The following is a 25323-nucleotide window of genomic DNA, read 5'->3' on the forward strand; positions in this document are numbered from 1 at the left end:
GCCGTCGTTTCCGCCACTGGCGGAAACGACTTTCCGCGAACGCGGATTTAATAGGTGTAGAACATCCGCTGGATTTCCTTGGTGTTATTCGTCTTGGTCAGCGCCAGCATCAGCAGGATGCGCGCCTTTTGCGGGTTCAGCGTATCCGCCACAACGAAGTCCAGCTCATCGTCGTTCGCTTCGCCATTGCGCGCCAGGATGCCCTGGCCAACGCGGCTCGAACGCACAACCAGAACGCCCTTCGCACGCGCGGCCGACAGCGCCGGACGCACCTTCGCAGGCAGGCTGCCGTTACCGACACCCGCGTGGATCAGCCCCTTCGCGCCAGCGCCGACCAAAGCATCGATCGCGGTCGGACCAACGTTTGCGTACGAGTAAGCCACATCAACCTGCGGCAGCGCAGTGAGTGAGCTGACATCGAACTCGGTCTCGGTCGTATGTTTGCGCACCACCTGGCGATAGAAGAGCGGCTTCCCGCCCTGGAAATAACCGAGCATGCCCATTTCCGGCGTACGGAAGGTATCGACCATCGTGGTATTCGACTTCGACACATCGCGGCCTGCGTGGATCTGGTCGTTCATCGACACCAGCACGCCGCGGCCAACCGCGTCAGGGCTGGCAGCCAGCACCACCGCGTTGTACAAGTTGACAGGGCCATCGGCCGAGATGGCGGTCGATGGACGCATCGAGCCCACCAGCACCACCGGCTTCTTGCTCTTGACGACCAGGTTCAGGAAGTACGCGGTTTCTTCCAGCGTGTCGGTGCCGTGCGTGATGACGATGCCGTGGACGTCCTTCTGAGCCAGCAGCGTGTTGACGCGCTTGGCAAGCGTCAGCCAGTGCTCGTTGCTCATGTTCTCGCTGGCGATCTGGAATACCTGCTCGCCGCTGACGTTGGCGACCTTGGTCATCTCAGGAACGGCCTGGATCAGCGTCTGCACGCCGACGGTCGCCGCGGTGTAGCCCACGGTGGTGGTGCTGGTAGCGCCGGTGCCGGCGATGGTGCCGCCGGTTGCGAGGATGGTGACATTCGCCAGTTTCGGATCGGCGGCATGCACCGATGCGACAGCAACCATAAAGCCCAGCAGCGCAATCATCGACTGCGCGGATTTTTGAAACAACATACGATCTCCTTTAAAAATTATGGCTTCTTGTAGACGACGCCTTCTTTCATCACGAACTGGACTTGCTGCAGGATTGTCACGTCGCGCAGCGGGTCGCCGCTGACTGCGATGATGTCGGCAGCATAGCCAGGCTCGATCGAACCGAGGCGTTTTTCCTGGTCGAGAAGGGCGGCCGCACCCAGCGTGGCGGAGCGGATCGCCTCCAGCGGCGGCATGCCTGCTTCGACCATGTAGGCGAATTCCCTGGCGTTCTCGCCGTGCGGGAAAACGCCGGCATCGGTTCCGAAGGCGATCTTCACGCCGGCCTTGTAGGCGCGGCCGAAGGTGGCCTGGATCTGCGGGCCGATGGCAGCAGCTTTCGGGCGCACCAGCGGCGAATAGTAATCCGCTTCTTTTGCCTTGTCGGCGACGTAGCGGCCGGCCGAGATGGTCGGGACGTACCAGGTGCCGTGCTTCTTGATCAGGGCGATGGTCTCGTCGTCCATCATCGTGCCGTGTTCGATCGAGTCGATACCGGCGCGCACCGCGCGCTTCATGCCTTCGGCGCCGTGAGCGTGGGCCGCAACGCGGAAGCCGTAGTCGCGCGCCGTGCTGATGATGGCGCGCAGCTCGTCCTCGGTGTACTGCGAATTCTCTCCGCTGCGGGCCTGGCTCAATACGCCGCCGGTCGCGGTGACCTTGATCAGGTCCGCGCCTTCCTTGTAACGCGCGCGCACCGCCTGGCGGCCTTCTTCCGGGCTGTTCACGACACCGTCTTCAGGCCCGGGTGTGCCGAGCGCCATGCTGAAGCGGCGCGAGTAGTTATTGGTCGGGTCGGCGTGGCCGCCGGTTGTGGCGATCGATTTGCCGGCCGTGAACATGCGTGGCCCTGGAATCGTACCGCTTGCGATGGCGCGCTTGAGCGATACGTTCAGGCCATCTGCGGCGCCGAGGTCGCGCACCGTGGTGAAGCCTGCCTTCAAGGTGCGATCCGCGAACACCACGGAGCGGTACGCCAGGTCGGCCGGATCGAAGCTGATGCTCTCGCGCAGGGCGTCGACCTGCTTCTGCGTCTCGCCGGTCAGGTGCACGTGCATGTCGATAAAGCCGGGCATGCAGGCGTGTTTGGACAGGTCGATATGGTCAGCGCCCTGGGTCATCGGCCCGACCGATTTGACCGAGCCATTTTCGACCACCACGCTGACACGCTCGAGCCACTTTCCCCCCTTGACGTCCAGGAGGCGGCCGCAGTCGATCGTCTGGGTGGCGGCCTGCGCGAGGCCGGTGGCGGCGAAGAGAAGACTCAAGGCGGACAGCTTCTGCATATCTGGTGCTCCTGGGAGGGGATAATGGCAAAAGAGCATACACGATTCAATACGGAAAGTTTATAAAAACGTTCACCAAAAGACACGGGGCGGGATGCGTTATCCGCATACCCGCCCCGTGGCGTTCCGACCGAAGCGCCGTATTTACGGCAGCGGCACGGTCGCCAGGTCCTTCTTGATCGGATCGGTCAGTTCGTTCTCCCACTTGGCCACGACGGCGGTAGCGATACCGTTGCCGATGACGTTGGTGGCCGAACGCGCCATGTCGAGGAAGTGGTCGATGCCCAGCAGGAGCAGCAGGCCGGCTTCAGGGATGTTGAACTGGGTCAGGGTCGCGGCGATCACCACCAGCGAAGCGCGCGGCACGCCGGCCATGCCCTTCGAGGTCAGCATCAGCACCAGCATCATCACGATCTGGGTCGACAGGTCCATCTCGATGCCGTAGGCCTGCGCGATGAACACGACGGCGAAGGTGCAGTACATCATCGAGCCATCAAGGTTGAACGAGTAACCGACCGGCAGCACGAACGCCGCGATGCGGTTGCGTACGCCGAAACGCTCGAGGCCTTCCAGGGTTTTCGGGAATGCCGCTTCCGACGACGCGGTCGAGAAAGCCAGCAGGGTCGGCTCGCGCAGTTCGCGCAGCAGGGCGAACACGCGCGGGCCCAGGAACATGAAGCCGGCGATGGTCAGCACGATCCACAGCAGTACGATGCCGAAGTAGAACTCGGCCATGAAGATGCCAAAGGTCGATAGCACGCCGAGGCCCTTGCTGGCGATAGTGCCCGAGACAGCTGCAAACACGGCGATCGGCGCCAGGTTCATGACGTAGCCGGTCACTTTCAGCATGACGTGGGCGACGCCGTCGATCGCATCGATCATCGGATTGGCGCGCGGGCCGACTGCGGCGGCTGCCGTACCGAAGAACAGCGAGAACACGACGATCTGCAGGATCTCGTTCTTGGCCATGCCGTCGACGATCGACGAAGGCACCAGGTGGGTGACGAATTCCTTCAGCGTCAGGCCGGTGGTGGCGATACCCGAAGCTGCGTCGGCGGCTGGAACCATTGCGGTCAGCGCGTCGCCTGGACGGAACAGGTTCACCAGGATCAGGCCGAGCGACAGCGAGATGACGGAGGCGATGACGAACCAGCCCAGCGCCTTGACGCCGATGCGGCCGACTTCCTTGGCGTCCCCCATCTTGGCGATACCGACGACCAGCGTGGAGAACACCAGCGGCGCGATGATCATCTTAATCATGCGCAGGAACAAGGTCGAGATCAGCGACATGTAATCAGCGAACTGCCCGGGATTTGGCATGCCGACGTTGGCCAGGAAGCCGACGACGACACCGGCGATTAGGCCGATGAGGATATAGATAGTCAGGCGGTTTCGATTATTCATGTGCTGCTGCGCTTTCTGTAAGGGTGTCGAACCGTATATGGAAAAGAAAGGACTGCCTGTCCCGGCGCGTTCTCGGGCAAAATAGCGTCATTTTGTGAGTGAACTTGCCAGATGCATTTGATGATTTTGCAAGTTCCGGCAGTATCCTAGGGGCAGCGGGTACTGTCAAGCTCGCCTATCAGGCGCTGTGGTGGGGCGTTAACGACCTGGGTAAATGAACAAAAACATGATCGAGCTAAAGAATGTCAGCAAGTGGTACGGCAAGTTCCAGGTGCTGTCCGACTGCACCACCCACGTCGCCAAAGGCGACGTCGTCGTCATCTGCGGGCCGTCCGGCTCCGGCAAATCGACCCTGATCAAGACCGTCAACGGGCTCGAACCGTTCCAGCAGGGCGAAGTGGTGGTCGATGGCGTCCAGGTCGGCGATCCCAGGACCAAGCTGTCCAAACTGCGCGCCCGGATCGGCATGGTGTTCCAGAACTTCGAGCTGTTCCCGCACCTGTCGGTACGCGATAACCTGACGCTGGCGCAGGTCAAGGTGCTGGGCCGCACGCGCGACGAAGCGACCGAAAAGGGTCTCCGGTATCTCGACCGGGTCGGCCTGCTGGCGCAGCAGGACAAGTTCCCGAGCCAGCTGTCGGGCGGCCAGCAGCAGCGCGTGGCGATCGCGCGCGCGCTGGCGATGGACCCGATCGCGATGCTGTTCGACGAGCCGACATCGGCGCTGGACCCGGAAATGATCAACGAGGTACTCGACGTGATGGTCGGCCTGGCGCAGGAAGGCATGACCATGATGGTGGTCACCCACGAGATGGGCTTCGCGCGCAAGGTGGCGGGCCGGATCATCTTTATGGACCACGGCCGCATCGTCGAGGATAGCCCGACTGAGGAATTCTTTACCCTCCCGCGTGCGGAACGGGCGCGGGAATTCCTGGCCAAGATTATTCATTGATGCGGTCTTTTACTCGTAATGCGTCCACATTCGCAGTACTTGTACGGTCATGTCGTTCGCAAGGACCCGGTATACCAGTCGATGCTGGATATTGATCCGGCGCGAATATGCGCCGGCGAGATCGCCGACCAGCTTTTCACACGGCGGTGGGGACTGGAAGGGATCGACGGCCAGAATTTCGAGAAGTTCTTGCGCTTTCGGTTTTAAACCTGCCCGTGCGAGCTTCGTTGCATCTTTCGCGGCCTGTTTGGTGAATACTACCCGCCAGCTCACCACTTGAGTTCGGTCGTGCAGTCATCAATGGGTGTTGCCATACCCTCCCGAATGGATTCCCGCATTCCTGGGACAGAGAGCAAAAACAAGGTTTCCTGTATCGCCGCCCAGTCTTGGGCGGACACGAGGACGGCATCATTGCGTTTGCCCGTAATTGTTACCGGCGCATGGCTTGCGGCCGTTTCATCGATAAGCTCGTACAGGTTGGCGCGCGCTTTGCTCGCAGAAATGGTTTCCATGATCAGTTACCTTCAAAACATCAAACGTACGCTTTAACGTACGGGATGTCAAACGGTCCGGACAAGCGTCCTCTGCTCCCTCATGCTCAACGGGTAAATGCCCATCGACAAGACTTTTGTGTTGACGCTTTTACACCGCTTAAATACACTCGGCTGCTTGAACGACGGCATGCCATCCCGGGTTAATAATGTCTTTGAATTTTGAGTGAGCTTCAACTAAATGGCGCCGGATTTCGCCATAAGACCGCTCTCGCCTTTGTAGCGGCTGCTCACCTGCTTGCGATATTCGCGTTCACGGCTGTAAAGCCGCGGCCGGAGAAAGACGCCGTCTGGTCCGATCCTGTCCTTCTAATCCTTCCTCCAATCGCCGAAGCAGTGCGTCCTCCGGCGCTGACCCGATCGCCCCGGCCAACGACGCGTGAACGGATCCGCACGCCAACACGCGAGGCGGTCCATGCCGAACAGCACACCGCGCGTGCCAACGACCTCGAAATAGCCGCCGACGTCCCTGATGTGCTGATAGTCGGCGAGCCAGCGCCTGCGGTCGACCTGACGCACCAGGCCAAACGGGATCTCGTTAAGGTCGAGCGTGAGCTCGCCAAGACGCAGCGCGCCGGCATCAATGGCCCGCCGACATACCAGTCTGCCCTTGCCAAGGGCATCGAAGCTGCTTACAAGCCACGTGGCATCACCATCAAAGAATACATACTGCCCGATGGCCGGCGCATGAGCAGGGTAACCGGTTCCGGTGGGTCGAAGTGCCATGCCGCGCTGGACAATCACACCATCATGGCCGAGGCGTACAGGTCGCAGGGGCGCGTCGCCAAAGAGGTCCCATGTCCGCCGAATTAATGGCAAACAGGAAAGTTCGTCCGCCGGGAGCGGGACAAGCGGCACCCGATCAAAAGCGAGCAGGTAAAATGGCGGGATTCGTTTTCCGAAAGCCGCCATGTCCATCCTCGAAACGCCCCAAAGCCTGACGATCGCCCGTCCCGACGACTGGCACCTGCACCTGCGCGACGGCGCGGCAATGGCCAGCGTGCTGCCGCATACAGCGCGCCAGTTCGCCCGCGCCATCGTGATGCCGAACCTGCGCCCGCCAGTCACCACCACCGCGATGGCCCAGGCCTACCGCGAGCGCATCCTGGCCGCGCTTCCCGCCGGCATGAGCTTCGAGCCGCTGATGACGCTTTACCTGACTGACAACACCGATCCGGACGAGATCCGCCGCGCCAAAGACAGCGGCTTCGTCCACGCGGTCAAGCTGTACCCGGCAGGCGCCACCACCAATTCCGACGCCGGTGTCACCGACCTGGCGCGCTGCCACAAGACGCTGGAAGTCATGCAGGAACTCGACATGCCGTTCCTCGTGCACGGCGAAGTGACGGACCAGGACATCGACCTGTTCGACCGCGAAGCTGTCTTCATCGAGCGCGTCATGCGCCCGCTGCGTAAGAACTTCCCGGAATTGAAGATCGTGTTCGAGCACATCACCACCAAGGACGCGGCCCAGTACGTGGCCGAAGCCGAAGGCCCGATCGCGGCAACCATCACCGCGCACCACCTGCTCTACAACCGCAACGAGATCTTCAAGGGCGGCATTCGCCCGCATTACTACTGCCTGCCGGTGCTCAAGCGCGAAGAACACCGCCTGGCGCTGGTAACGGCTGCGACCAGCGGCGACGAACGCTTCTTCCTCGGTACCGACTCGGCGCCGCACGCCATCGGCGCCAAGGAAACCAGCTGCGGCTGCGCCGGCTGCTACACCGCGCTGCACGCGATGGAGCTGTACGCCGAGGCATTCGAACGCGCCGGCGCGCTCGACAAGCTTGAAGCCTTCTCCAGCTTCTACGGCCCGGACTTCTACGAACTGCCGCGCAATACCGAGACTGTCACGCTCAAGCGTGAAACCTGGACCCTGCCTGAAACGGTGCCGCTGGCCGATTCGCAGCTGGTCCCGCTCAACGGCGGCGAGTCGATCAACTGGAAGATGATCTAATCCACATGCTGGAGCAGATCGACTGGACGCGCCGCTGGTATGACTCGGTGCGTCCGGCCTTCGCCCGCATCGATAACGATGCGGGCAGCGTCGGCGATGCGCTGAATGCTGGCGCTGCTGGCCTCGACCTGCGCAACGCAGCCGGACTGCCGGTGCGCTTCGTGCCCCAGTCGGACCTGCCGGAAGGGCTGGCCTACGAACAATTCATCGGCGCCACCGGATGCGTGCCGACGCGCGACAACCTGCATGACTTCTTCAATGGGCTGGTGTGGCTCACCTTCCCGCGTATCAAACAGCGGCTCAATGCCTTGCAGGCGGCGCAGATCGCGCTGGCCGGCGTGGGCAAATCGCGTGGCCCGGCCCGCGATGCGGCGACCATCTTCGATGAGAACGCAGCGCTGCTGGTAGTGCGCGATAGCGCCGCCGCGCGTGAACTGGTCGACGCGCTGCGCGGACATCGCTGGACCGAAGCGCTGTTCGGACGGCGCGCTCAGTTCGGAGTGGATGTCCAACCCTGGCTGTTCGGCCACGCGCTGATGGAAAAGCTGGTCGCGCCGCGCAAAGCCATCACCGCGCACACGCGCGTTATCGTGGCTCCCGACGCTTACTTCGCGCTGGATTGGAATGCGCAGCGCGCCTGGATCGACGAGGCCGTGGCGGCGGAACTGGCAGCGGATGACCTCACGACAGCATCCTTTACGCCGCTGCCGGTGCTCGGCATCCCCGGCTGGTATGAAGGGCAGGATGGCGATTTTTATGCCGACGCGAGCGTGTTCCGGCCAAAGCGAACCAGCACCGCCTCCTGACATGTTTGACAGTGTCAATGTTCGCGCCGATACTGGAAAATGCGCTTCCGCTCTCCCTGGGAGCGGAACAAGGAAGGCAAATCGGTCGACCTGAATATCGAGCTGAAGGGCTTTAACGGCGATAATTTCGATGCGGGCGTGAGCGTGGTGCGGTCGACCTTTGTCGTCAGCAAACCGCCGTACCGCGATGGACGCGACTGGAAAATGGTTGTTGACGGCGTCGAACTGACGAAGGTTGAATAAGGAAAAAATATGGCTGACGAGGTTCGCTGGGGAATTATCGGTACCGGGAAAATTGCGCGCGCTTTTGCGACAGCGCTGAAGGACACGCCCGGAGCGGTGCTGGCAGCGGTCGGATCGCGCCGGATGGACAGCGCGCTGGCCTTCGGCGCCGATTTCGCACTTCCGGACCGCGCCTGCTTCGGCTCGTACGAGGAAGTCGCCAACGCGATGGACGTCGATATCGTCTACATCGGAACGCCGCACCCCATGCACGCCGAGAACGCGATCATGGCGCTCAAAGGCGGCAAGGCCGTACTGTGCGAGAAGCCGTTCACCATGAACAAGCGCGAAGCCGAGCAAGTGGTGGCGCTGGCCCGTTCCAAGAAGCTGTTTTTGATGGAAGCGATGTGGACGCGCTACCTGCCGGCGGTCGACGAAGTGCGGCGCATTATCGCGTCGGGCGAGATCGGCAAGCCGCGGCAGGTCAGCGCGGACTTCGGATTCACTGCGGCAGTCGATAACGACCATCGCCTGCTTAATCCGGAACTGGGTGGCGGCGCGCTGCTGGACCTTGGCATTTATCCGCTGTCGATTGCCGCGTACCTGCTCGGCCCGGTGGCATCGGTGCAGGCGCAGGCCGAAATCGGCGCCACCGGCGTCGACGTGCAGACTGGTTTCGTGCTGAAGCATGAAGGCGGCGGCATGTCGGTGTGCAGCTGCTCGATCCAGGCGCGCACGCCGGCGGAGCTGACGGTGTCGGGCGACCTTGGGCATGTTCGGATGAATACCATGTTCCATCGCGCGCCGTCGATCAGCGTGTCGCTGGTGGACGGGACTTCGCGTACGGTGCCGACGCCGTACGCTGGTAACGGCTATGCCTACGAAGCGGTGGAAGCTGGGCGCTGTCTCAAGGAAGGGCTGCTGGAAAGCCCGCGCATGCCGCTCGACGAAACGCTGGCGCTGATGGGCGTGCTCGACACGATCCGCGAACAGATTGGCCTGCGTTATGCGGCCGACGCCGCGCGCTGGGCTGACGGCGCGGACATCTAAACCTTCAAGAATTCCTCGCGTCCGCCCAGCCATCGCGCGAGGTGCGCTTCGACGGTGTCGTCATCGGCTTCATGCAGCAGCGAGTGCGCGACGTCGCGCGCTCGCTCGACCAGCCACTGGTCGGTCTCCAGATCCGCAAACCGCAGCATCGCCTGTCCTGACTGGCGCGCACCGAGGAATTCGCCCGGTCCGCGTATCTCCAGGTCGCGCCGCGCGATCTCGAAGCCGTCGGTGGTTTCGCGCATCGTCATCAGGCGCTGCTTCGCCACGCTGCCCAGCGGGCTCTGATACAGCAGCAGGCACACACTGGCCGCGGAACCCCGCCCGACCCGCCCGCGCAACTGGTGCAGCTGCGACAGGCCGAATCGCTCGGCGTGCTCGATCACCATCAGCGATGCATTCGGTACGTCCACTCCGACCTCGATGACGGTGGTCGCGACCAGCACATGAACCTCGCCCGCCGCGAATGCGTCCATGACCTGCTGCTTCTCGGCCGGCTTGAGCCGCCCGTGCACCAGCCCCACCTGCAAATCCGGCAGCGCTTCGGCCAGCATCAGGTGGGTGTCGGTCGCGGTTTGCAGCTGCAGCGCTTCCGATTCCTCGATCAGCGGGCAGACCCAGTAGGCCTGGCGGCCTTCCTGCGCCGCCGCGTGCACGCGCTCGATGACTTCGTCGCGACGGTTCTGGTCAATCGCGCGCGTGACGATCGGGCTGCGCCCGGGCGGCAGCTCGTCGATGATCGATACCTCGAGGTCGGCGTAGTAAGTCATCGCCAGCGTGCGTGGGATCGGCGTGGCCGACATCATCAGCTGGTGCGGCGTGCGTCCCTGTGCGCCTTTGTTGCGCAAGGTGAGGCGCTGGCCGACCCCGAAGCGGTGCTGTTCGTCGACGATCACCAGTCCGAGCTTCGCAAACTGCACGGTGTCCTGGATCAGCGCGTGCGTGCCGATGATCAGGTGGGCTTCGCCCGATTCGACCAGCGCGGTCGCGGCCAGCTTGTCCTTTTTCTTCAGGCTGCCGGTCAGCCACGCAACCTTCACGCCCAAGGGTTCCAGCCACGCGGCGATTTTTCGGAAGTGCTGGTCAGCGAGAATCTCGGTCGGCGCCATCAGCGCGGCCTGGTAGCCGCTGTCGATGGCCTGCGCGGCCGCCAGCGCCGCGACAATCGTCTTGCCGCTGCCGACGTCGCCCTGCAGCAGGCGCTGCATCGGGAACGCCTGTGTCAGGTCGGCGCGGATCTCCTTCAGCACGCGCTGCTGCGCGCCGGTCAGCTTGAACGGCAGGGCGCGCATGAAGGCGTCGGACAGCGTGCCGACCGCATCCAGCACCGGTGCTCCTTTGCTGCGGCGTGCGACCTGCGCGCGCTTGAGCGACAGCTGCTGCGCCAGCAGTTCGTCGAACTTCATCCGCACCCAGGCCGGATGCGAACGGTCGACCAGCGCGTTCGGGTCGACTTCCTGCGGCGGGTAGTGCAGCAGCTTGACCGCAGGCTCGAAATTCGACAGCTGCATGCGCTTGAGCAGGGCTGGCGGCAAGGTGTCGCGCCAGTCGACGCGTTTCATCGCGTCCGAAATCGCACGCCGCAAAATCGCTTGCGACAGTCCTTCGCCGGAGGGGTAGACTGGCGTTAGCGCCGTTGGCAGCGGGGCGCCTTCGTTGATGACCTTGTACGCAGGGTGCACCATCTCGGCGCCGAAGAAGCCGTGCTTGAGCTCACCGCGGGCGCGCACGCGCGTTCCTTCGGCCAGCTGTTTGGTCTGGCTGCCGTAGAAGTTCATGAAGCGCAGCAGGACGTCGCCGGTTTCGTCGGCGATCGTCACCAGCATCTGGCGCCGCGGCCGGAAGCTGGTTTCATTTTTGGTCACGACGCCTTCGACCTGCGACACGTGGCCGCCGCGCAGGCAGGCTTCGCGGATCGAAACCACCTGGGTTTCGTCCTCGTAGCGCATCGGCAGGTGCAGCACCAGGTCCATGTCGCTGCGCAGGCCGAGCCGCGCGAGCTTGCTTTCGTTGGTTTTTGGCGCCGTTTTCGGTTTAGTTGAGGGCATATCGCGGTAAAATAGAGGGTTGCCCTTTGTGCGTAAGCGCTATTGTAAGGCCCTCGTTATCCATTTTTCCAGAATTTGCAGAATGTACTCGCTTTCCGATTTCGATTTTAACCTGCCGCCCGAGCGTATCGCACAGCTGCCGCTGCCGGACCGCAGCGCCTCGCGCCTGCTGCATCTCGACGGCGCGCAGCTCATCGACCGCGGCTTCGCCGACATCGTCGGCCTGCTCCAGCCGGGCGACCTGCTGGTGATGAACGACACGCGCGTGCTCAAGGCGCGCTTTTTCGGCGTCAAGGAGACCGGCGGTAATGTCGAGGTGCTGGTCGAGCGCGTGCTGGACAACCGCACCGTGCTGGCGCAGGTGCGCGCATCGAAGTCGCCCAAGCCGGGCACGAAGATGCGCCTGGCCGACGCCTTCGAGGTGACCGCCGGCGAACGCGCGGGCGAGTTCTTCACCTTGACGTTCGAAGGCGATGTGTTCGACCTGATCGAAGCGCACGGCCGCCTGCCGCTGCCGCCGTACATCGAACACGACGCCGACGAATTCGATGAGACCCGCTACCAGACGGTGTACTCGAAAGAGCCGGGCGCAGTGGCGGCGCCGACCGCCGGCCTGCACTTCGACGAAGCGCTGCTGGCCAAACTGAAGGACAAGGGCGTCAACTTCGCCTTCGTCACGCTGCACGTCGGCGCCGGCACCTTCCAGCCGGTGCGGGTCGAGGCGCTGGCCGAGCACAAGATGCACACCGAGTGGTACACCGTGCCGCAGGCGACCGTGGATGCGGTTCGCGCCGCGAAAGCCGCTGGCCGCGACGTGGTCGCAGTCGGCACCACCAGCCTGCGCGCGCTCGAATCGGCGTCGCAGTCGGGGATACTTTCGGCCGGCAGCGCCGACACCAGCCTATTCATCACGCCGGGCTACACGTTCAAGACAGTGACGCGGCTGGTGACCAACTTCCACCTGCCGAAATCGACGCTGCTGATGCTGGTGTCGGCCTTCGCAGGGTACGACGAGATCCGCGCGGCCTATGCCCACGCGATCGCCAATGAATACCGTTTTTTCAGCTATGGCGACGCCATGCTGCTCACCACACTGAACAAGTAGGACACGATGCTCGAATTTACACTCCTGAAAAAGGACACCAGCGGCCTGTCGCACGCGCGCCGCGGCCGCCTGAAGGTCAATCACGGCACCATCGAAACGCCGATCTTCATGCCGGTCGGGACCTATGGCTCGGTCAAGGCGATGTCGCCGCTCGAACTGAAGGAAATCAAGTCGCAGATCATCCTCGGGAACACCTTCCACCTGTGGCTGCGCCCGGGCACGCAGGTGCTCGACAAGTTCGGCGGCCTGCATGGCTTCATGGGCTGGAACGGCCCGATCCTGACCGACTCCGGCGGCTTCCAGGTGTTTTCCCTGGGCGCGATGCGCAAGATTACCGAAGAAGGCGTCAAGTTCGCCTCGCCGATCGACGGCAGCAAACTGTTCCTGTCGCCGGAAATCTCGATGCAGATCCAGAAGTCGCTCAATTCCGACATCGTGATGCAGTTCGACGAATGCACGCCGTACGAAATCGACGGCCGCCCGGCCACGTCCGAAGAAGCGGCCAAGTCGATGCGCATGTCGCTGCGCTGGGCCCAGCGTTCGATGAATGAGTTCAAGGCGGGCGAGAACCCGAACGCGCTGTTCGGCATCGTCCAGGGCGGCATGTACGAGAAGCTGCGCGATGAGTCGCTCGAAGGCCTCGAGAACATCAACTTCCCGGGCCTGGCGATCGGCGGCCTGTCGGTCGGCGAGCCGAAGGAAGACATGATGCGCATCATGGCGCATATCGGCCCGAAACTGCCTGAGAATAAGCCGCACTACCTGATGGGCGTCGGTACCCCGGAAGACCTGGTCGAAGGCGTGGCGAATGGCGTCGACATGTTCGACTGCGTGATGCCGACCCGGAATGCCCGCAACGGCTGGCTGTTCACGCGTTTCGGCGACATCAAGATCAAGAACGCGCGCTACAAGGAAGACGACACGCCCTTGGACGAGACCTGCGGCTGCTACTGCTGCCAGAACTTCACGCGCGCTTACCTGCACCACCTGCACCGCTCGAAGGAGATTTTGGGCGCGCGCTTGAATACGATCCACAACCTGCATTACTACCTGCAGCTGATGCAGGATATGCGCGACGCGATTGATGAGGACCGCTTCCACGCGTTCCGTTTGCAGTTCAATGCGGAGCGGGCGCGGGGAATTTAACGCCGACGTTTTACTTTATTTGTAAATACTTGCAATGAGAATTACGGCCACAACATGGCTTGAATGACTTGCATCATCCCAGCCGGTGCTAGAATACAGCGCTACTTTTTTTCACTGACTAACTAACAAACGGAGTCACCGTGTTTATTTCCAACGCTTACGCACAAGCCGCCCCAGCAGCAGATCCTGGCCTGATGGGCAGCCTGTCGACCTTCCTGCCATTGATCCTGATGTTCGTGGTCATGTACTTCCTCATGATCCGTCCGCAGCAGAAGCGCGCCAAAGAGGCGAAGGCCATGATGGACGCACTGGCCAAGGGCGACGAAGTGATCACCGCCGGCGGCATCCTGGGCAAGGTTATCAAGGTCAACGACACCTACGTGACCGTTGAAATTGCTGCGACCACCGAGATCGTCGTGCAGAAGCACTCGGTCACCACGCTGCTGCCAAAAGGCACCATCAAGTCCCTGTAAGCCTGACGGGCGGCCATAAGCCGCCCTGCTGCTCAACATCGAACGCTGGAAAACTATGAATCGCTATCCCGTCTGGAAATACGTCCTGATCGCCGTCGCGCTGTTGCTGGGCGCGTTGTACACGGCGCCTAACTACTTCGTCGAATCGCCAGCCCTGCAGGTCACCACCGGCAAGGCAACCATGAAGATCACCAGCGACACCGCGGCCCAGGTCGAGTCGGCGCTGAAATCGAGCGGGATCGCGACCGACGGCATCAGCCAGGACGGGACCGGCAGCAGCAGCTCCGTGCGCGCGCTGTTCCGCAGCACCGACGACCAGTTCAAGGCCAAGCTGGCCCTTGAACGCGCGCTCAACCGCGACCCTGTCGATCCGGACTACATCGTCACCGTCAACCTGGTGAAGAATGTGCCGAAGTGGATGCAGGCGGTCCGCGCGCTGCCGATGAACCTCGGCCTCGACTTGCGCGGCGGCGTGCACTTCCTGCTCCAGGTCGATGCAGCGGCGACGCTGGAGACCAAGGTCAAGGGCATCCAGGCAAGCGCGCGCAGCACCCTGCGCGACAAGAATATCCGCCACACGGGCATCGAGCGCGTCGGCAGCCGTATCGAAATCAAATTCCGCGACGCTGCCACCCGCAGCGCCGCCCGCGACGCGCTGGCCGGCCAGATGGCCGACCTGGCGTTTGCCGACTCCGGCGAAGGCGAGGACCTGAAACTGGTCGTCACCCTCAAGCCGGACGCGCTCAAGCGCACCGTCGAAGACGGCGTCAAGCAGAACATCTCGACCTTGTCCAAGCGTATCAACGAACTGGGCGTGTCGGAACCGATCATCCAGCAGCAGGGCCCGGACCGCATCGTGATCCAGCTGCCAGGCGTGCAGGACGTCGCCCACGCGAAAGACATCATTGGCCGCACCGCCACGCTGGAACTGCGCATGGTCGACAAGTCGGTGGTGCCAGGCACCGAATCGGCTGCGACCATTCCGCTGAACTCGGAACTGTTCGGGCCGGAGCAGGGCGGCCCGCTGGTCGTGTCGAAAGACGTGATCCTGACCGGCGACTACATCTCCAGCGCCGTTGCCAGCTTCGACCAGAACCAGCAGCCAGCCGTCAGCCTCGACCTGAACGGCGACGGCGGCCGCAAGATCCGCCTCGCCACCCGCGACAACGTCGGCAACAAGATGGCGATCCTGCTGAAGGAAAAGGGCAAGTACACGATCCTGTCGGCGCCGACCATCCAGAGCGAACTGGGCAGCTCGTTCCAGATCACCAACATGGGCAGCGCCGAGAAGTCGACCGAACTGGCGCTGCTGCTGCGCTCGGGCGCGCTGTCGGCCCCAATGGAATTCATCGAAGAACGCGTGATCGGCCCGCAGCTGGGCGCCGAGAACATCGCCAAGGGCCTGTACTCGACCGTGTACGGCTTCGTCGCGATCGCCATCTTCATGATCATCTACTACCACCTGTTCGGCGTCTTCAGTGTTCTGGCGCTGGCGTCCAACCTGCTGTTCCTGCTGGCCCTGCTGTCGCTGATGCAGGTCACGCTGACCCTGCCGGGTATCGCGGCAATCGCGCTGGCGCTGGGTATGGCGATTGACGCCAACGTGCTGATCAACGAGCGCATCCGCGAAGAACTGCGATCGGGCAACACGGCGCAGGCATCGATCTCGGCCGGCTTCGACCGCGCATGGGCAACCATTCTCGACTCGAACGTCACCACCCTGATCGTCGGTATCGCACTGTGGGCATTCGGCTCCGGTCCGGTGCGCGGCTTCGCTGTCGTGCACGTGCTCGGCATCCTGACCTCGATGTTCTCGGCCGTGTTCGTTTCGCGCGGCGTGGTGAACCTCTGGTATGGCCGCAAGAAGAAGCTGTCGACCGTATCGATCGGCACCGTCTGGGCTCCTGGCCTGTCGGTCAAAGAATAACTAGAACTCACGTACAGGATTCAAGATGGAATTTTTCCGAATCAAGAAAGATATTCCCTTCATGCGGAACGCGTTGATTTTCAACGTGATTTCAGCACTGACTTTCGTGGCCGCCGTCTTCTTCATCGCGACCAAGGGCCTGCACCTCTCGGTGGAGTTCAAGGGCGGCACCGTGATGGAACTGCAATACCCGCACGCGGCCAACCAGGAACAGATTCGCGGCGAGCTGATCAAGCTCGGCTACGAGCACCCTGAAGTGACCAGCTTCGGCAATGCCCAGACCGTCATGCTGCGTCTGCCGATCGTCAAGACCGTCAGCGGCGCGACCGGTTCGCAGCTGGTGTTCAACGCGCTATGCAAGGTCGAAGGCGGTAGCACCCGGCAAGTCAACACCGTCAGCGCCAAGGGCGAAGCAGTGGCCAAGTCGGGCTGTTTCACTGCCGCCGGCGCGGAATCGGTGAAACTGCAGAAGGTCGAATTCGTCGGCCCGCAGGTTGGCGAGGAACTGGCGCAGAACGGCCTGAACGCACTGATCATGGTGATCATCGGCGTGATGATCTACCTGGCCATCCGCTTCGAATGGAAGTACGCAGTGTCGGCGATTATCGCCAACCTGCACGACGTGGTCATCATCCTCGGCTTCTTCGCGTTCTTCCAGTGGGAATTCTCGCTGACCGTGCTGGCCGCGGTGCTGGCGGTGCTGGGCTACTCGGTCAACGAATCGGTGGTTATTTTCGACCGGATCCGCGAAAACTTCCGCAAGCAGCGCAAGGCCACCGTGACCGAAGTGATCGACAACGCGATCACCAGCACCATCTCGCGTACCATCATCACCCACGGTTGTACCCAGATGATGGTGCTGTCGATGCTGCTGTTCGGCGGCTCGACCCTGCACTACTTCGCGATCGCGCTGACCATCGGTATCTGCTTCGGTATCTACTCGTCGGTGTTCGTGGCGGCGGCAATCGCCATGTGGCTGGGCGTCAAGCGTGAAGACTTGATCAAGCCGGTGGTCCAGAAAGACGAGACGGACGGCGCCGTCGTGTAACAATTGGTCGGTCCTCGCGGGCCGGCACTTTGCGCGCCATTAACGGAGGGAAACGCCCGTTTCCTTCCGGCGCGCAAGCTTCCCAGCGCGATTCGCGCAACTTATCCTGACACTTAAGTGCAAATTGTGTGCGTTCACGCACAGAGTGGCATTCGCCATGGCGTTAAAGTGGCACTGTCTCTTTCAGGACATCCCTAGTTTTGGACTTGGCCCGCTCTCGTAGCGGGCGTTTTTTTGCCCGGACGGTGTTACAGCAGGGCGGATGCCAGGCTGCGCACTTCCTCGGCGGATTCGTCCAGGATGCTTTGCAGGCTGCCCTCGCCGATGACGAAGTCGATGGTCGCGGCGGATTGCTGGGAGGTGGCGCCGGGGCGCACGTGCAGCGGGGAGGGCACCTGTGCCAGGTCATTGGCCAGCAGCAGGGTATCGCCCAGGGATTCCGGCGGCAGCGCGCGCAGGCCGTGCCACATCGCTTCGATCGCGTCCGTCACGGTCGACGGCACGCCGAGCTTGCCCAGCACGCCGCGGCCGACGGCGGTTTCGCCGAACTCGATCCACTCGCCCGGTTCGCCATCGAGCAGGCCGGGGAACTCCTCGGCGCGCGACAGCACGTAGAAACTGCCAACTTCATGCACGATGCCCGCGAACAGCGCGGTGTCGGGGTCGGTATGGGTGACGCGGCGCGCGATGACTTGCGCCAGCGCGGCAACGTGGGTGGAGTGGCGCCACAGCTGGTCGGCCATGGCGCGCAGGTGCGGATCGGTGATTTTGCTGTCGAGCTGGCGCACGATGACTGCCGCGACCAGCGCATTGAGCGTACGGAACCCGACGCGCTGGATGGCGGCGCGCACGTTGGTGATTTCGTTGCCGGAACGGTTATAGGCGACCGAGTTGGCGATCGCCACGGCGCGCGCGGCAAGCAGGGGTTCGGCCTGGACCAGGCGCGCCGCGGTCTCGGTATCGCAGTCCGGATCGTCCAGCGCGCGCTGGAGCTTCAGCGTGGCATCGAGATTGGTCGGAAACGTCAGTTCGCCGCGGCTGGCCTCGGCGGCAAGGCTTTTGAAGGCTTCAAGTCTGTCCATGTGGAAATTTTACCCCAGTAAACAAGCCTTCCACCGAAAAAAATGCCTTGCGGCATTTTTTTGCGACCAGCTTGCCGCTCAGGCCTCGCCAAAGATGGCGTCGCAGCCTTCGCGGGTCTCTTCCAGGTCGGCCAGCTCATCGACCAGTTCCATGTCGTCCAGCTCTTCGACCGCGTTGACGTAGCTGTTCATCTTGGTCGCGCCGATCAGGCGGTAGATCTCGCCATCGTCGTTGCGCACGCCGATCACCATCTTTTCCGCGCGCACTTCATCGGGCGACACCGACTCAAGCAGCAGGTTGCCGGTGATTTGCGTATCGAATTTTGCAGGCTGGACGCCGTCGAGCAGGGTAGTTTTTAGCATTTTTTATTCTCTATTCATGAATTAGGGGAAGCGGCAGCGCCGGCGCCGGCAATGAGCTGCCTCAGCCTGAGCAAGGACGCATCCAGCGCTTCAAAATCGGCGTCCGAATACGTCTCGAACAGCTTCTTGCCGTGCGCCACAACCACCGGGAAGGCCTGGCGGAACGTATCCTCGCCTGTCGGCGTCAGGCGCACGAAGAACGAACGCTTGTCTTCGCTGCTCTGCTCGCGTGCAACCAGGCCCTTCTGCTCCAGCCGATCGATCACGCCGGTCAGGGTGCCCTTGGTAATCAGGGTGCGCTCGCCCAGCTCCTTGTACGTCATGCCCGCCGTGTTGCCGAGTGTGGCGATGATATCGAACTGGGCATGGGTCAAACCGCAAGCGCGGACCGATTCGCCGGAGAAACGCTCGAAGCCTTGCAGGCATTCCGCCAGCAGCCGCACACTCTTTAGATATCGTTCACCCATGGGAAGCAATTATAGCTGGCCGCGCCCGATCGCAGTTGCGCCCCGCGTGGCGGGAGGAAAACGAGGGCCGGACCAGACCGCGGCTATTGATCTCCGGTATGATATGAGCCACGCAATCCTGAGCCGCTGTGAGCGCTCCTTCCACTGAGTAAATGACACGCCTGCCGCAGTCCGATGCCGTCCGCTGACCTCTCCCGCCTTGCGCAGGAGAAGCCGCTGCGCGTCCTGCTGATCCATGCCGGCGAGCCCGACTCGCTCAGCTGGGCAGGCCTGTACCAGCCGCTGCGGCTCGCCGCCAAGCTGCTCGGGCCGGACCGGCTGCACGTCGATGTCCGCAGTCCCGACAAATTCACCACCGATGTGCAACGCCACTGGCAGCTGGTGCTGCTGGTTGCTGACGAAGCGCAGGCCGCGCTCAAGCCTGGCAACATCCGCGTCGTGATTGAGCGCTGCCGCTCGGCCGCGTTCTGGGGCGGGGTCGGTGCCGGTGTCCTCTGGCTGGCCGACGCAGGCGTGCTGGCGGGGGTGCGCACCGCGCTGCCGTGGTCGCTGTATCCCGACGCCGACTCGGTCGACGAGCACACGATATTCACGCCGAACCTGTTCGAAATCGACGGCGCGCACCTGACCTGCTGCGGCGGCGCGGCCAGCATCGACTTCGCGCTGACGCTGGTCGAGGCGATATTCGGGGCGGGCATCCAGGCCCAGATCAAGGAACAGCTATGCATTGAGCGGGTGCGCGGCAAGGACGAGCGGCAACGGGTCGCGCTGCAAGCGCGCTTCGGCACCTTGCAGCCGAAGCTGACCGAAGCGGTATCGCTGATGGAAGCCAACATCGAAGAGCCGCTGTCGACGGACGACATTGCCAACCTGGTGGGCATATCGCGGCGCCAGCTCGAGCGTCTGTTCAAGCAATACCTCGGCAGCCTGCCATCGCGCTACTACCTGGAGCTAAGGCTGCAGCGCGCGCGCCAGCTGCTGCAGAGCACCAACAATTCGATCGTGCAAGTTGGGCTGATGTGTGGCTTCTCCAGCGGCTCGCACTTCTCGACCGCGTTCGGCGCCCTGTTCGGCAACACCCCCCGCGAAGAACGCCAGCGCAAGCTCAGCGGCACCAACTAAATCGGGGTCCGTCCCCGGGGACGGACCCCAGGTCACTAAAGTCTGTCAACTTCCCATAAATTCGGGGTCAGCGTTCCCCGGTCCGCCCTGACTGTTCGAAATACTTCGAAGCAGAAATGTTTCAAAAGGCTTTGGGGGCCGTCCCCGGGGTCTGTCCCCGGGGACGGACCCCGATTTTCGGGGCAATTTTGTGTGAGCAAAAGTGAAAATGGCTGTCGCTTGTTGAAAAGAGTTTTGTCGCTGCGTTTCCTATAATGGCCCAAACGCGCCTCGCTGTTGGGCCGGGCGCGACCCTTAACTTCAACGAGGAATGCCATGAAAGCAAATGATGCCGGTCTTACTACCCGGGCTGTTACCCGGGAAACTTTCGACGAGGTCCTGGTTCCGACGTACGCACCCGCAGCCATGGTGCCCGTGCGCGCTTCCGGACTCGATCTGTGGGACCAGGCCGGCAAGCATTACCTCGATTTCACTTCCGGTATCGCCGTCACCAGCCTCGGCCATTGCAATCCGGCCATCATCGATGCGCTGACCCAGCAAATGCACAAGGTCTGGCACCTGGGCAACGGCTACACCAACGAGCAGGTGCTGCGCCTCGCGCTGGCACTGACCGAGGCGACCTTCGCCGACCGCGCGTTCTTCTGCAACTCGGGCGCCGAGGCGAACGAGGGCGCGCTGAAGCTGGCGCGCAAGTACGCGCACACCAAGTTCGGCGCGCACAAATCGCGCATCGTGTCCTGCCTGTCGTCGTTCCACGGCCGTACCCTGTTCACCGTGTCCGTCGGCGGCCAGCCAAAGTACACCGAGGGCTTCGAGCCGCTGCCGCAGCAGCTTGAGCACATCCCGTACAACGATATCGAAGCGGCCCGCGCTGCCATCGGCGACGACGTGTGCGCGGTGATCGTCGAGCCTATCCAGGGCGAGGGCGGCGTCATCCCGGGCAATCCTGACTACCTGAAGGCGCTGCGCGAGTTCTGCGACAACACCGGCGCGCTGCTGATCTTCGACGAAGTGCAGTCGGGCGTCGGCCGCACCGGCGAGCTGTATGCCTACATGGGCATGGGCGTGACCCCGGACATCCTGACCAGCGCCAAGGCACTGGGCAACGGCTATCCGATCGGCGCCATGCTGACCACCAACGAGATCGCGCACCACTTCGGCGTCGGCTCGCACGGCACCACCTACGGCGGCAACCCGCTGGCGGCGACCGTCGCGCTGAACGTCATCGAGACCATCAACCATCCTGCCTTCCTGGCGCGCGTGAAAGAAGCGTCGGCCAAAATCTTCGCCAACCTCGACAAGCTGTCCGCCGACTACCCGCAGGTGTTCGGCAAGGTGCGCGGCAGCGGCCTGCTGATTGGCTTGCCGCTGGCCGAAGGCTTCAAGGGCCGTGCCAAGGACTTCACCAGGTCCTGCGAAGCGATCGGCCTGATGCTGCTGATCGCCGGCCCCGACGTGGTGCGCCTGGCGCCTGCGCTGATCGTCTCGGACGAGCAGATCGCCACCGCCGACCGCATCATGCGCGAAGCGATCGACGCGATGCTCAATCCGGCACCGGCCAAGTAATACCCCCGCCGGCGCGCAGCCAAAGCGCGCCGGCATCCGCACGCACTTTAGGAGTTCACATGTTTGTTGTCCGTCCGGTCGAACTTACGGATATCGCCAGCCTCGAAAAGCTGGCCGCGGTGACCATGCCCGGCGTGCATACCCTGCCGAAGACGCACGGCGAAATCGCCGCGTCGGTCGAGCGTTCGATCGCGTCCTTCGCGGCCCATGTCGACATCCCGAGCGAGGAGTCGTACATGTTCGTGCTCGAGGAAACGGCCACTTGCGACATCGTCGGCACCGCCGCGATCCATGCGTCCGCAGGCTCGAACGGCACCTACTTCTCGTTCCGTAACGACGTGATCCAGCAGGTGTCGCGCGACCTGAACATCAGCCACAGTGTGCACGCGCTGACCCTGTGCTCCGAGCTGACCGCTTACTCGCAGCTGTCCGGCTACTACATCAACAACCGCGAACAGGCGGGCATGGAAGCGGCGCTGCTGTCGCGCGCACGCCTGCTGTTTGCCGTGCTCGCGCCGCACCGCTTCGGCGACCGTTTCTTCGTGCCGCTGGCCGGCATCACCGATAGCCGCGGCCAGTCGCCGTTCTGGGATGCGCTGGGCCGCAAATTCTTCAAGATGGATTTCCTCGACGCCGAGCGCGTCATCGGGGGCGCGCGCAACCGCACCCTGATCGTCGAACTGATGCCGCATTACCCGGTGTACGTGCCGCTGCTGCCGGGCGCCGCGCAGGCGGCGATGGGCCAGATCCACCCTGACGGCGAGCTGGCCTTCAGCCTGCTGACCGAAGAGGGCTTCGAGGCCGACGACTACATCGATATCTTCGACGGCGGCCCGATCCTGCAGGCCCACAAGAACTCGCTGCGCACTTTCAGCGGTTCGATGGTGCGCCGCGCCGCCGAAGCAGAACCCGGCGCCGCCAGCGATGCGATGGTCGATTACGTGGTGGCCGCCAGCAGCGAGCAGAACTTCCGCGCCATTACCGTCGCCTGTCCGTCGGCCGAGGCGCTCGACACCGTGCAGTTGCCGGCGTCCGCACTGGCGGCGCTGATGGTCGCGCAGGGCGACAACGTCATTTGCGTCAGAATCTAAGTGAGCGATAAACCTATGCTAGTAGTACGCGCAATCACCGCCAGCGACCTCGAAGCCTTGCTCGACATGGCGGCCCAGGTCGGCAGCGGCATGACGACCCTGAAGCCGGACCGCAAGATGCTGGGCGACCGCGTCAGCGTGGCCGTGCAGTCGTTCGCCGAGACCATCGCGCCCGAAAAGCGCGACTACATGTTCGTCATGGAGGACACCAGCAACGGCCGCATGGCCGGCGTTTGCGCGATCAAGGGCGCGGTCGGGCTGGACGAGCCGTTCTATAACTACCGCATTGGCACGCTGGTGCATTCGAGCCGCGAGCTCGATGTGTTCACGCGCATGGAGACGATGTACCTGTCGAACGACCTGACCGGTTCCACCGAATTGTGCTCGCTGTTCCTGCATCCGGATTACCGCATCGGTAACAACGGCAAGTGGCTGTCGAAGAGCCGCTTCCTGTTCATCGCGCAGTTCCCGCACCTGTTCACCGAGAAGCTGATCGCCGAGATGCGCGGCTACCAGGAAGACGACGGCCGCTCGCCATTCTACGAAGGCCTCGGCCGCCACTTCTTCAAGATGGACTTCAACCACGTCGACAACCTGACCGCGCTGGGAAAGAAGTCCTTCATCGCCGAGCTGATGCCGCGCCAGCCGCTGTACGTCGACTACCTGCCGGACGATGCGCGCGAAGTGATCGGCAAGGTGCATACATCGACCGCTCCTGCGCGCAGGCTGCTCGAGCAGGAAGGGATGCACTACGAGGGCTACGTCGACATCTTCGACGCCGGGCCGGTGCTGCAGGCGCGCGTGTCAGAACTGCGTGCGATGCGCGACAGCATCGTGGTCGTGGCCGACGCAGCGATGCCTCACCAGGCGGGCGAGCCGACCCTGGTGTCGAACACCACGCTGCATGATTTCCGGATGATCGTGGCAAGCGCCGCGCCGGTGCAGGGCAAGATCGCCCTGACAGCCGACGAGCTGGCGCTGCTGCACTGCCAAGGCGGCGACCAGGTTCGCACGCTGTCACTCAATGTAAGGAAGAACGTACATGTCTAACCTGAGCAACTACATCAACGGCGAGTGGGAAGCCGGCAGCGGCGCGGATCTCGCGACCATCGACCCGGCCAGCGGCCGCCAGACCTGGACCAGCAAGGAATCGACACCGAGCGACGTGGCGCGCGGAGTAGAGGCCGCACGCGGCGCCTTCGACAGCTGGGCGATGGCCTCGCTGGACGAGCGCATCGCCGTCTGCAACCGCTTCCGCGACCTGCTGAAGGAAAACGCCGAGGACCTGGCGAAGACGATCGCCGAAGAAGTCGGCAAGCCGATGTGGGAAGCGCGCACCGAAGTGACGACCATGGCCAACAAGGTCGATATCTCGGTACAGGCCTACGGCGCGCGCACCGGCGCAACCGCGGCCAAGGTCGCCGACGGCAATGCCGTGCTGCGCCACCGCCCGCATGGCGTGTTCGGCGTGTTTGGCCCTTATAACTTCCCTGGCCACCTGCCGAACGGGCATATCGTCCCTGCGCTCATCGCCGGTAACACGGTGGTGTTCAAACCGAGCGAGTACGCGCCGCGCACCGCCGTCAAGACCGTGCAGCTGTGGGAAAAGGCCGGCCTGCCGAAGGGCGTGATCAACCTGGTCAACGGCGGCCGCAATACCGGCGTCGCGCTGGGCCAGGCCGATGTCGATGGCGTGCTGTTCACCGGCAGTTGCCAGACCGGCGTCGCGCTGCACAAGCAGTTCGGCGGCCAGCCGGGCAAGATGCTGGCGCTGGAAATGGGCGGTAACAATCCGCTGGTGGTGTGGGATGTGAAGGACGTCGACGCGGCCGTCCACCACGCCGTGATGTCGGCATTTATCTCGGCCGGCCAGCGCTGCACCTGCGCGCGCCGCCTGGTCGTGCAGGACTCGCCCGCAGGCGAGGCGTTCATCAAGCGCCTGGTGGAAGTGGCCGCAAAGCTGACCCTCGGCGCGCCGGACGCCGATCCGCAGCCGTTCATGGGACCCGTCGTCTCAAGCGCCGTCGCTGGGCGCCTGGTGCAGGCGCAGGCCGACATGGCCGCCAAGGGCGGCGCCGTGCTGCTGCGGATGAAGCAGCTCGATCCGAACGCAGGCTTCGTCACCGCCGGCATCGTCGACGTGACCAACGCCAAGGGCATTGCCGACGAAGAATGGTTCGGACCCTTGCTGCAGATCGTCCGCGTCAAGGACTTCGACAGCGCGATCAAGGTCGCCAACGCGACCGAATTCGGCCTGGCCGCGGCGCTGCTGTCGAACGACGAAGCGCTGTGGAAGCGGTTCTCGGTGAAGGCACGCGCCGGCATCGTCAACTGGAACCGCCCGACCACTGGCGCGGCAAGCAGCGCACCGTTCGGCGGCGTCGGCAAGTCCGGCAACCATCGTCCTAGCGCCTATTACGCCGCCGACTACTGCGCCTATCCGGTCGCGTCGATCGAGACCGATGAACTGGCGCTGCCGGCCAAGCTGTCGCCTGGCCTGGCCCTCTAGGAC

Annotated in this window: 25 protein-coding genes; 16 read left to right on the forward strand and 9 right to left on the reverse strand. The window is 63.2% G+C overall.

The window, feature by feature from the left end; translation table 11 throughout:
- Window positions 1–47: 47 nt before the first annotated feature.
- The 3 genes from HHL21_RS09810 to HHL21_RS09820 form a co-directional block, all read right to left on the reverse strand.
- Window positions 48–1124 (reverse strand): type II asparaginase, encoded by a 1077-nt coding sequence (locus HHL21_RS09810; RefSeq protein ID WP_169465228.1) that lies wholly within the window; start codon window positions 1122–1124, stop codon window positions 48–50.
- Window positions 1125–1141: 17 nt separating this feature from the next.
- Complete coding sequence (locus HHL21_RS09815; protein WP_169465230.1) at window positions 1142–2428, reverse strand: metal-dependent hydrolase family protein; 1287 nt, start codon at window positions 2426–2428, stop codon at window positions 1142–1144.
- Between the two features lie 144 nt (window positions 2429–2572).
- Window positions 2573–3832, reverse strand: a complete 1260-nt coding sequence (locus HHL21_RS09820; RefSeq protein WP_169465232.1) for a dicarboxylate/amino acid:cation symporter — start codon at window positions 3830–3832, stop codon at window positions 2573–2575.
- Window positions 3833–4058: 226 nt separating this feature from the next.
- On the opposite strand from HHL21_RS09820, the gene HHL21_RS09825 reads away from it, so the two are divergent.
- On the forward strand, window positions 4059–4784 hold the full coding sequence (locus tag HHL21_RS09825; RefSeq protein ID WP_169465787.1) for an amino acid ABC transporter ATP-binding protein: 726 nt from the start codon (window positions 4059–4061) through the stop codon (window positions 4782–4784).
- Between the two features lie 9 nt (window positions 4785–4793).
- Here HHL21_RS09825 and HHL21_RS09830 read toward each other — a convergent pair whose 3' ends face one another.
- Both HHL21_RS09830 and HHL21_RS09835 read right to left on the reverse strand, forming a co-directional pair.
- A complete protein-coding gene (locus HHL21_RS09830; RefSeq protein WP_169465234.1) occupies window positions 4794–5057 on the reverse strand; it encodes a Txe/YoeB family addiction module toxin in 264 nt (87 codons plus the stop codon).
- A complete protein-coding gene (locus HHL21_RS09835; RefSeq protein WP_169465236.1) occupies window positions 5054–5296 on the reverse strand; it encodes a type II toxin-antitoxin system Phd/YefM family antitoxin in 243 nt (80 codons plus the stop codon). Before HHL21_RS09835 ends, HHL21_RS09830 begins: the two co-directional genes overlap by 4 nt.
- 201 nt (window positions 5297–5497) lie before the next feature.
- Here HHL21_RS09835 and HHL21_RS09840 point away from each other — a divergent pair, with 201 nt between their 5' ends.
- The 5 genes from HHL21_RS09840 to HHL21_RS09860 all read left to right on the forward strand — a co-directional run bounded on the left by HHL21_RS09840 (window position 5498) and on the right by HHL21_RS09860 (window position 9373).
- On the forward strand, window positions 5498–6148 hold the full coding sequence (locus HHL21_RS09840; RefSeq protein WP_169465238.1) for a hypothetical protein: 651 nt from the start codon (window positions 5498–5500) through the stop codon (window positions 6146–6148).
- Window positions 6149–6245: 97 nt separating this feature from the next.
- A complete protein-coding gene (gene pyrC, locus HHL21_RS09845) occupies window positions 6246–7295 on the forward strand; it encodes a dihydroorotase (RefSeq protein ID WP_169465240.1) in 1050 nt (349 codons plus the stop codon).
- Window positions 7296–7300: 5 nt separating this feature from the next.
- Window positions 7301–8101, forward strand: a complete 801-nt coding sequence (locus HHL21_RS09850) for a DUF3025 domain-containing protein (protein WP_169465242.1) — start codon at window positions 7301–7303, stop codon at window positions 8099–8101.
- A 39-nt stretch (window positions 8102–8140) separates the two neighbouring features.
- Window positions 8141–8344 (forward strand): hypothetical protein, encoded by a 204-nt coding sequence (locus HHL21_RS09855; protein WP_169465244.1) that lies wholly within the window; start codon window positions 8141–8143, stop codon window positions 8342–8344.
- Window positions 8345–8353: 9 nt separating this feature from the next.
- Window positions 8354–9373, forward strand: coding sequence for a Gfo/Idh/MocA family protein (locus tag HHL21_RS09860; RefSeq protein WP_169465246.1), 1020 nt, complete (start codon window positions 8354–8356; stop codon window positions 9371–9373).
- Here HHL21_RS09860 and recG read toward each other — a convergent pair.
- A complete protein-coding gene (gene recG, locus HHL21_RS09865) occupies window positions 9370–11421 on the reverse strand; it encodes an ATP-dependent DNA helicase RecG (protein WP_169465248.1) in 2052 nt (683 codons plus the stop codon). The genes HHL21_RS09860 and recG overlap by 4 nt on opposite strands.
- An 82-nt stretch (window positions 11422–11503) precedes the next feature.
- Here recG and queA point away from each other — a divergent pair, with 82 nt between their 5' ends.
- The 5 genes from queA to secF all read left to right on the forward strand — a co-directional run bounded on the left by queA (window position 11504) and on the right by secF (window position 17120).
- Window positions 11504–12526, forward strand: coding sequence for a tRNA preQ1(34) S-adenosylmethionine ribosyltransferase-isomerase QueA (gene queA, locus HHL21_RS09870; RefSeq protein WP_169465250.1), 1023 nt, complete (start codon window positions 11504–11506; stop codon window positions 12524–12526).
- A 6-nt stretch (window positions 12527–12532) separates the two neighbouring features.
- Complete coding sequence (tgt, locus tag HHL21_RS09875) at window positions 12533–13672, forward strand: tRNA guanosine(34) transglycosylase Tgt (RefSeq protein ID WP_169465252.1); 1140 nt, start codon at window positions 12533–12535, stop codon at window positions 13670–13672.
- Window positions 13673–13812: 140 nt separating this feature from the next.
- Window positions 13813–14145 carry a preprotein translocase subunit YajC gene (gene yajC, locus HHL21_RS09880; protein WP_169465254.1) on the forward strand — a complete coding sequence of 111 codons (333 nt, stop codon included), beginning with the start codon at window positions 13813–13815 and terminating at the stop codon, window positions 14143–14145.
- 55 nt (window positions 14146–14200) lie between these two features.
- Entirely contained in the window at window positions 14201–16072 is a 1872-nt protein-coding gene (gene secD, locus HHL21_RS09885) for a protein translocase subunit SecD (RefSeq protein WP_169465256.1), read from the forward strand.
- Window positions 16073–16097: 25 nt separating this feature from the next.
- Window positions 16098–17120 carry a protein translocase subunit SecF gene (gene secF / locus HHL21_RS09890; RefSeq protein ID WP_169465258.1) on the forward strand — a complete coding sequence of 341 codons (1023 nt, stop codon included), beginning with the start codon at window positions 16098–16100 and terminating at the stop codon, window positions 17118–17120.
- Window positions 17121–17368: 248 nt separating this feature from the next.
- Here the strand turns inward: secF and HHL21_RS09895 are convergent, their stop codons facing one another.
- From HHL21_RS09895 to HHL21_RS09905, 3 genes are all read right to left on the reverse strand, one after another.
- Window positions 17369–18202: an HDOD domain-containing protein gene (locus tag HHL21_RS09895; protein ID WP_169465260.1), complete on the reverse strand. Its 834-nt coding sequence runs from the start codon at window positions 18200–18202 to the stop codon at window positions 17369–17371.
- A gap of 78 nt (window positions 18203–18280) precedes the next feature.
- Window positions 18281–18565, reverse strand: a complete 285-nt coding sequence (locus HHL21_RS09900) for a hypothetical protein (protein WP_169465262.1) — start codon at window positions 18563–18565, stop codon at window positions 18281–18283.
- A 14-nt stretch (window positions 18566–18579) separates the two neighbouring features.
- On the reverse strand, window positions 18580–19032 hold the full coding sequence (locus tag HHL21_RS09905; RefSeq protein ID WP_169465264.1) for a MarR family winged helix-turn-helix transcriptional regulator: 453 nt from the start codon (window positions 19030–19032) through the stop codon (window positions 18580–18582).
- 174 nt (window positions 19033–19206) lie between these two features.
- Here HHL21_RS09905 and HHL21_RS09910 point away from each other — a divergent pair, with 174 nt between their 5' ends.
- The 5 genes from HHL21_RS09910 to astD all read left to right on the forward strand — a co-directional run bounded on the left by HHL21_RS09910 (window position 19207) and on the right by astD (window position 25320).
- Complete coding sequence (locus HHL21_RS09910; protein WP_169465266.1) at window positions 19207–20154, forward strand: GlxA family transcriptional regulator; 948 nt, start codon at window positions 19207–19209, stop codon at window positions 20152–20154.
- 315 nt (window positions 20155–20469) lie between these two features.
- Window positions 20470–21720 carry an acetylornithine/succinylornithine family transaminase gene (gene astC / locus HHL21_RS09915; RefSeq protein ID WP_169465268.1) on the forward strand — a complete coding sequence of 417 codons (1251 nt, stop codon included), beginning with the start codon at window positions 20470–20472 and terminating at the stop codon, window positions 21718–21720.
- A gap of 59 nt (window positions 21721–21779) precedes the next feature.
- Window positions 21780–22811, forward strand: coding sequence for an arginine N-succinyltransferase (locus HHL21_RS09920; RefSeq protein WP_169465270.1), 1032 nt, complete (start codon window positions 21780–21782; stop codon window positions 22809–22811).
- Window positions 22812–22826: 15 nt separating this feature from the next.
- Window positions 22827–23861: an arginine N-succinyltransferase gene (astA, locus tag HHL21_RS09925; RefSeq protein WP_169465272.1), complete on the forward strand. Its 1035-nt coding sequence runs from the start codon at window positions 22827–22829 to the stop codon at window positions 23859–23861.
- Window positions 23854–25320 carry a succinylglutamate-semialdehyde dehydrogenase gene (astD, locus tag HHL21_RS09930; protein WP_169465274.1) on the forward strand — a complete coding sequence of 489 codons (1467 nt, stop codon included), beginning with the start codon at window positions 23854–23856 and terminating at the stop codon, window positions 25318–25320. The genes astA and astD overlap by 8 nt, the downstream gene beginning before the upstream one ends.
- Window positions 25321–25323: the final 3 nt, after the last annotated feature.

It is taken from the genome of Massilia polaris (assembly GCF_012927275.1).
In the GTDB taxonomy this organism is placed as follows: domain Bacteria; phylum Pseudomonadota; class Gammaproteobacteria; order Burkholderiales; family Burkholderiaceae_D; genus Telluria_A; species Telluria_A polaris.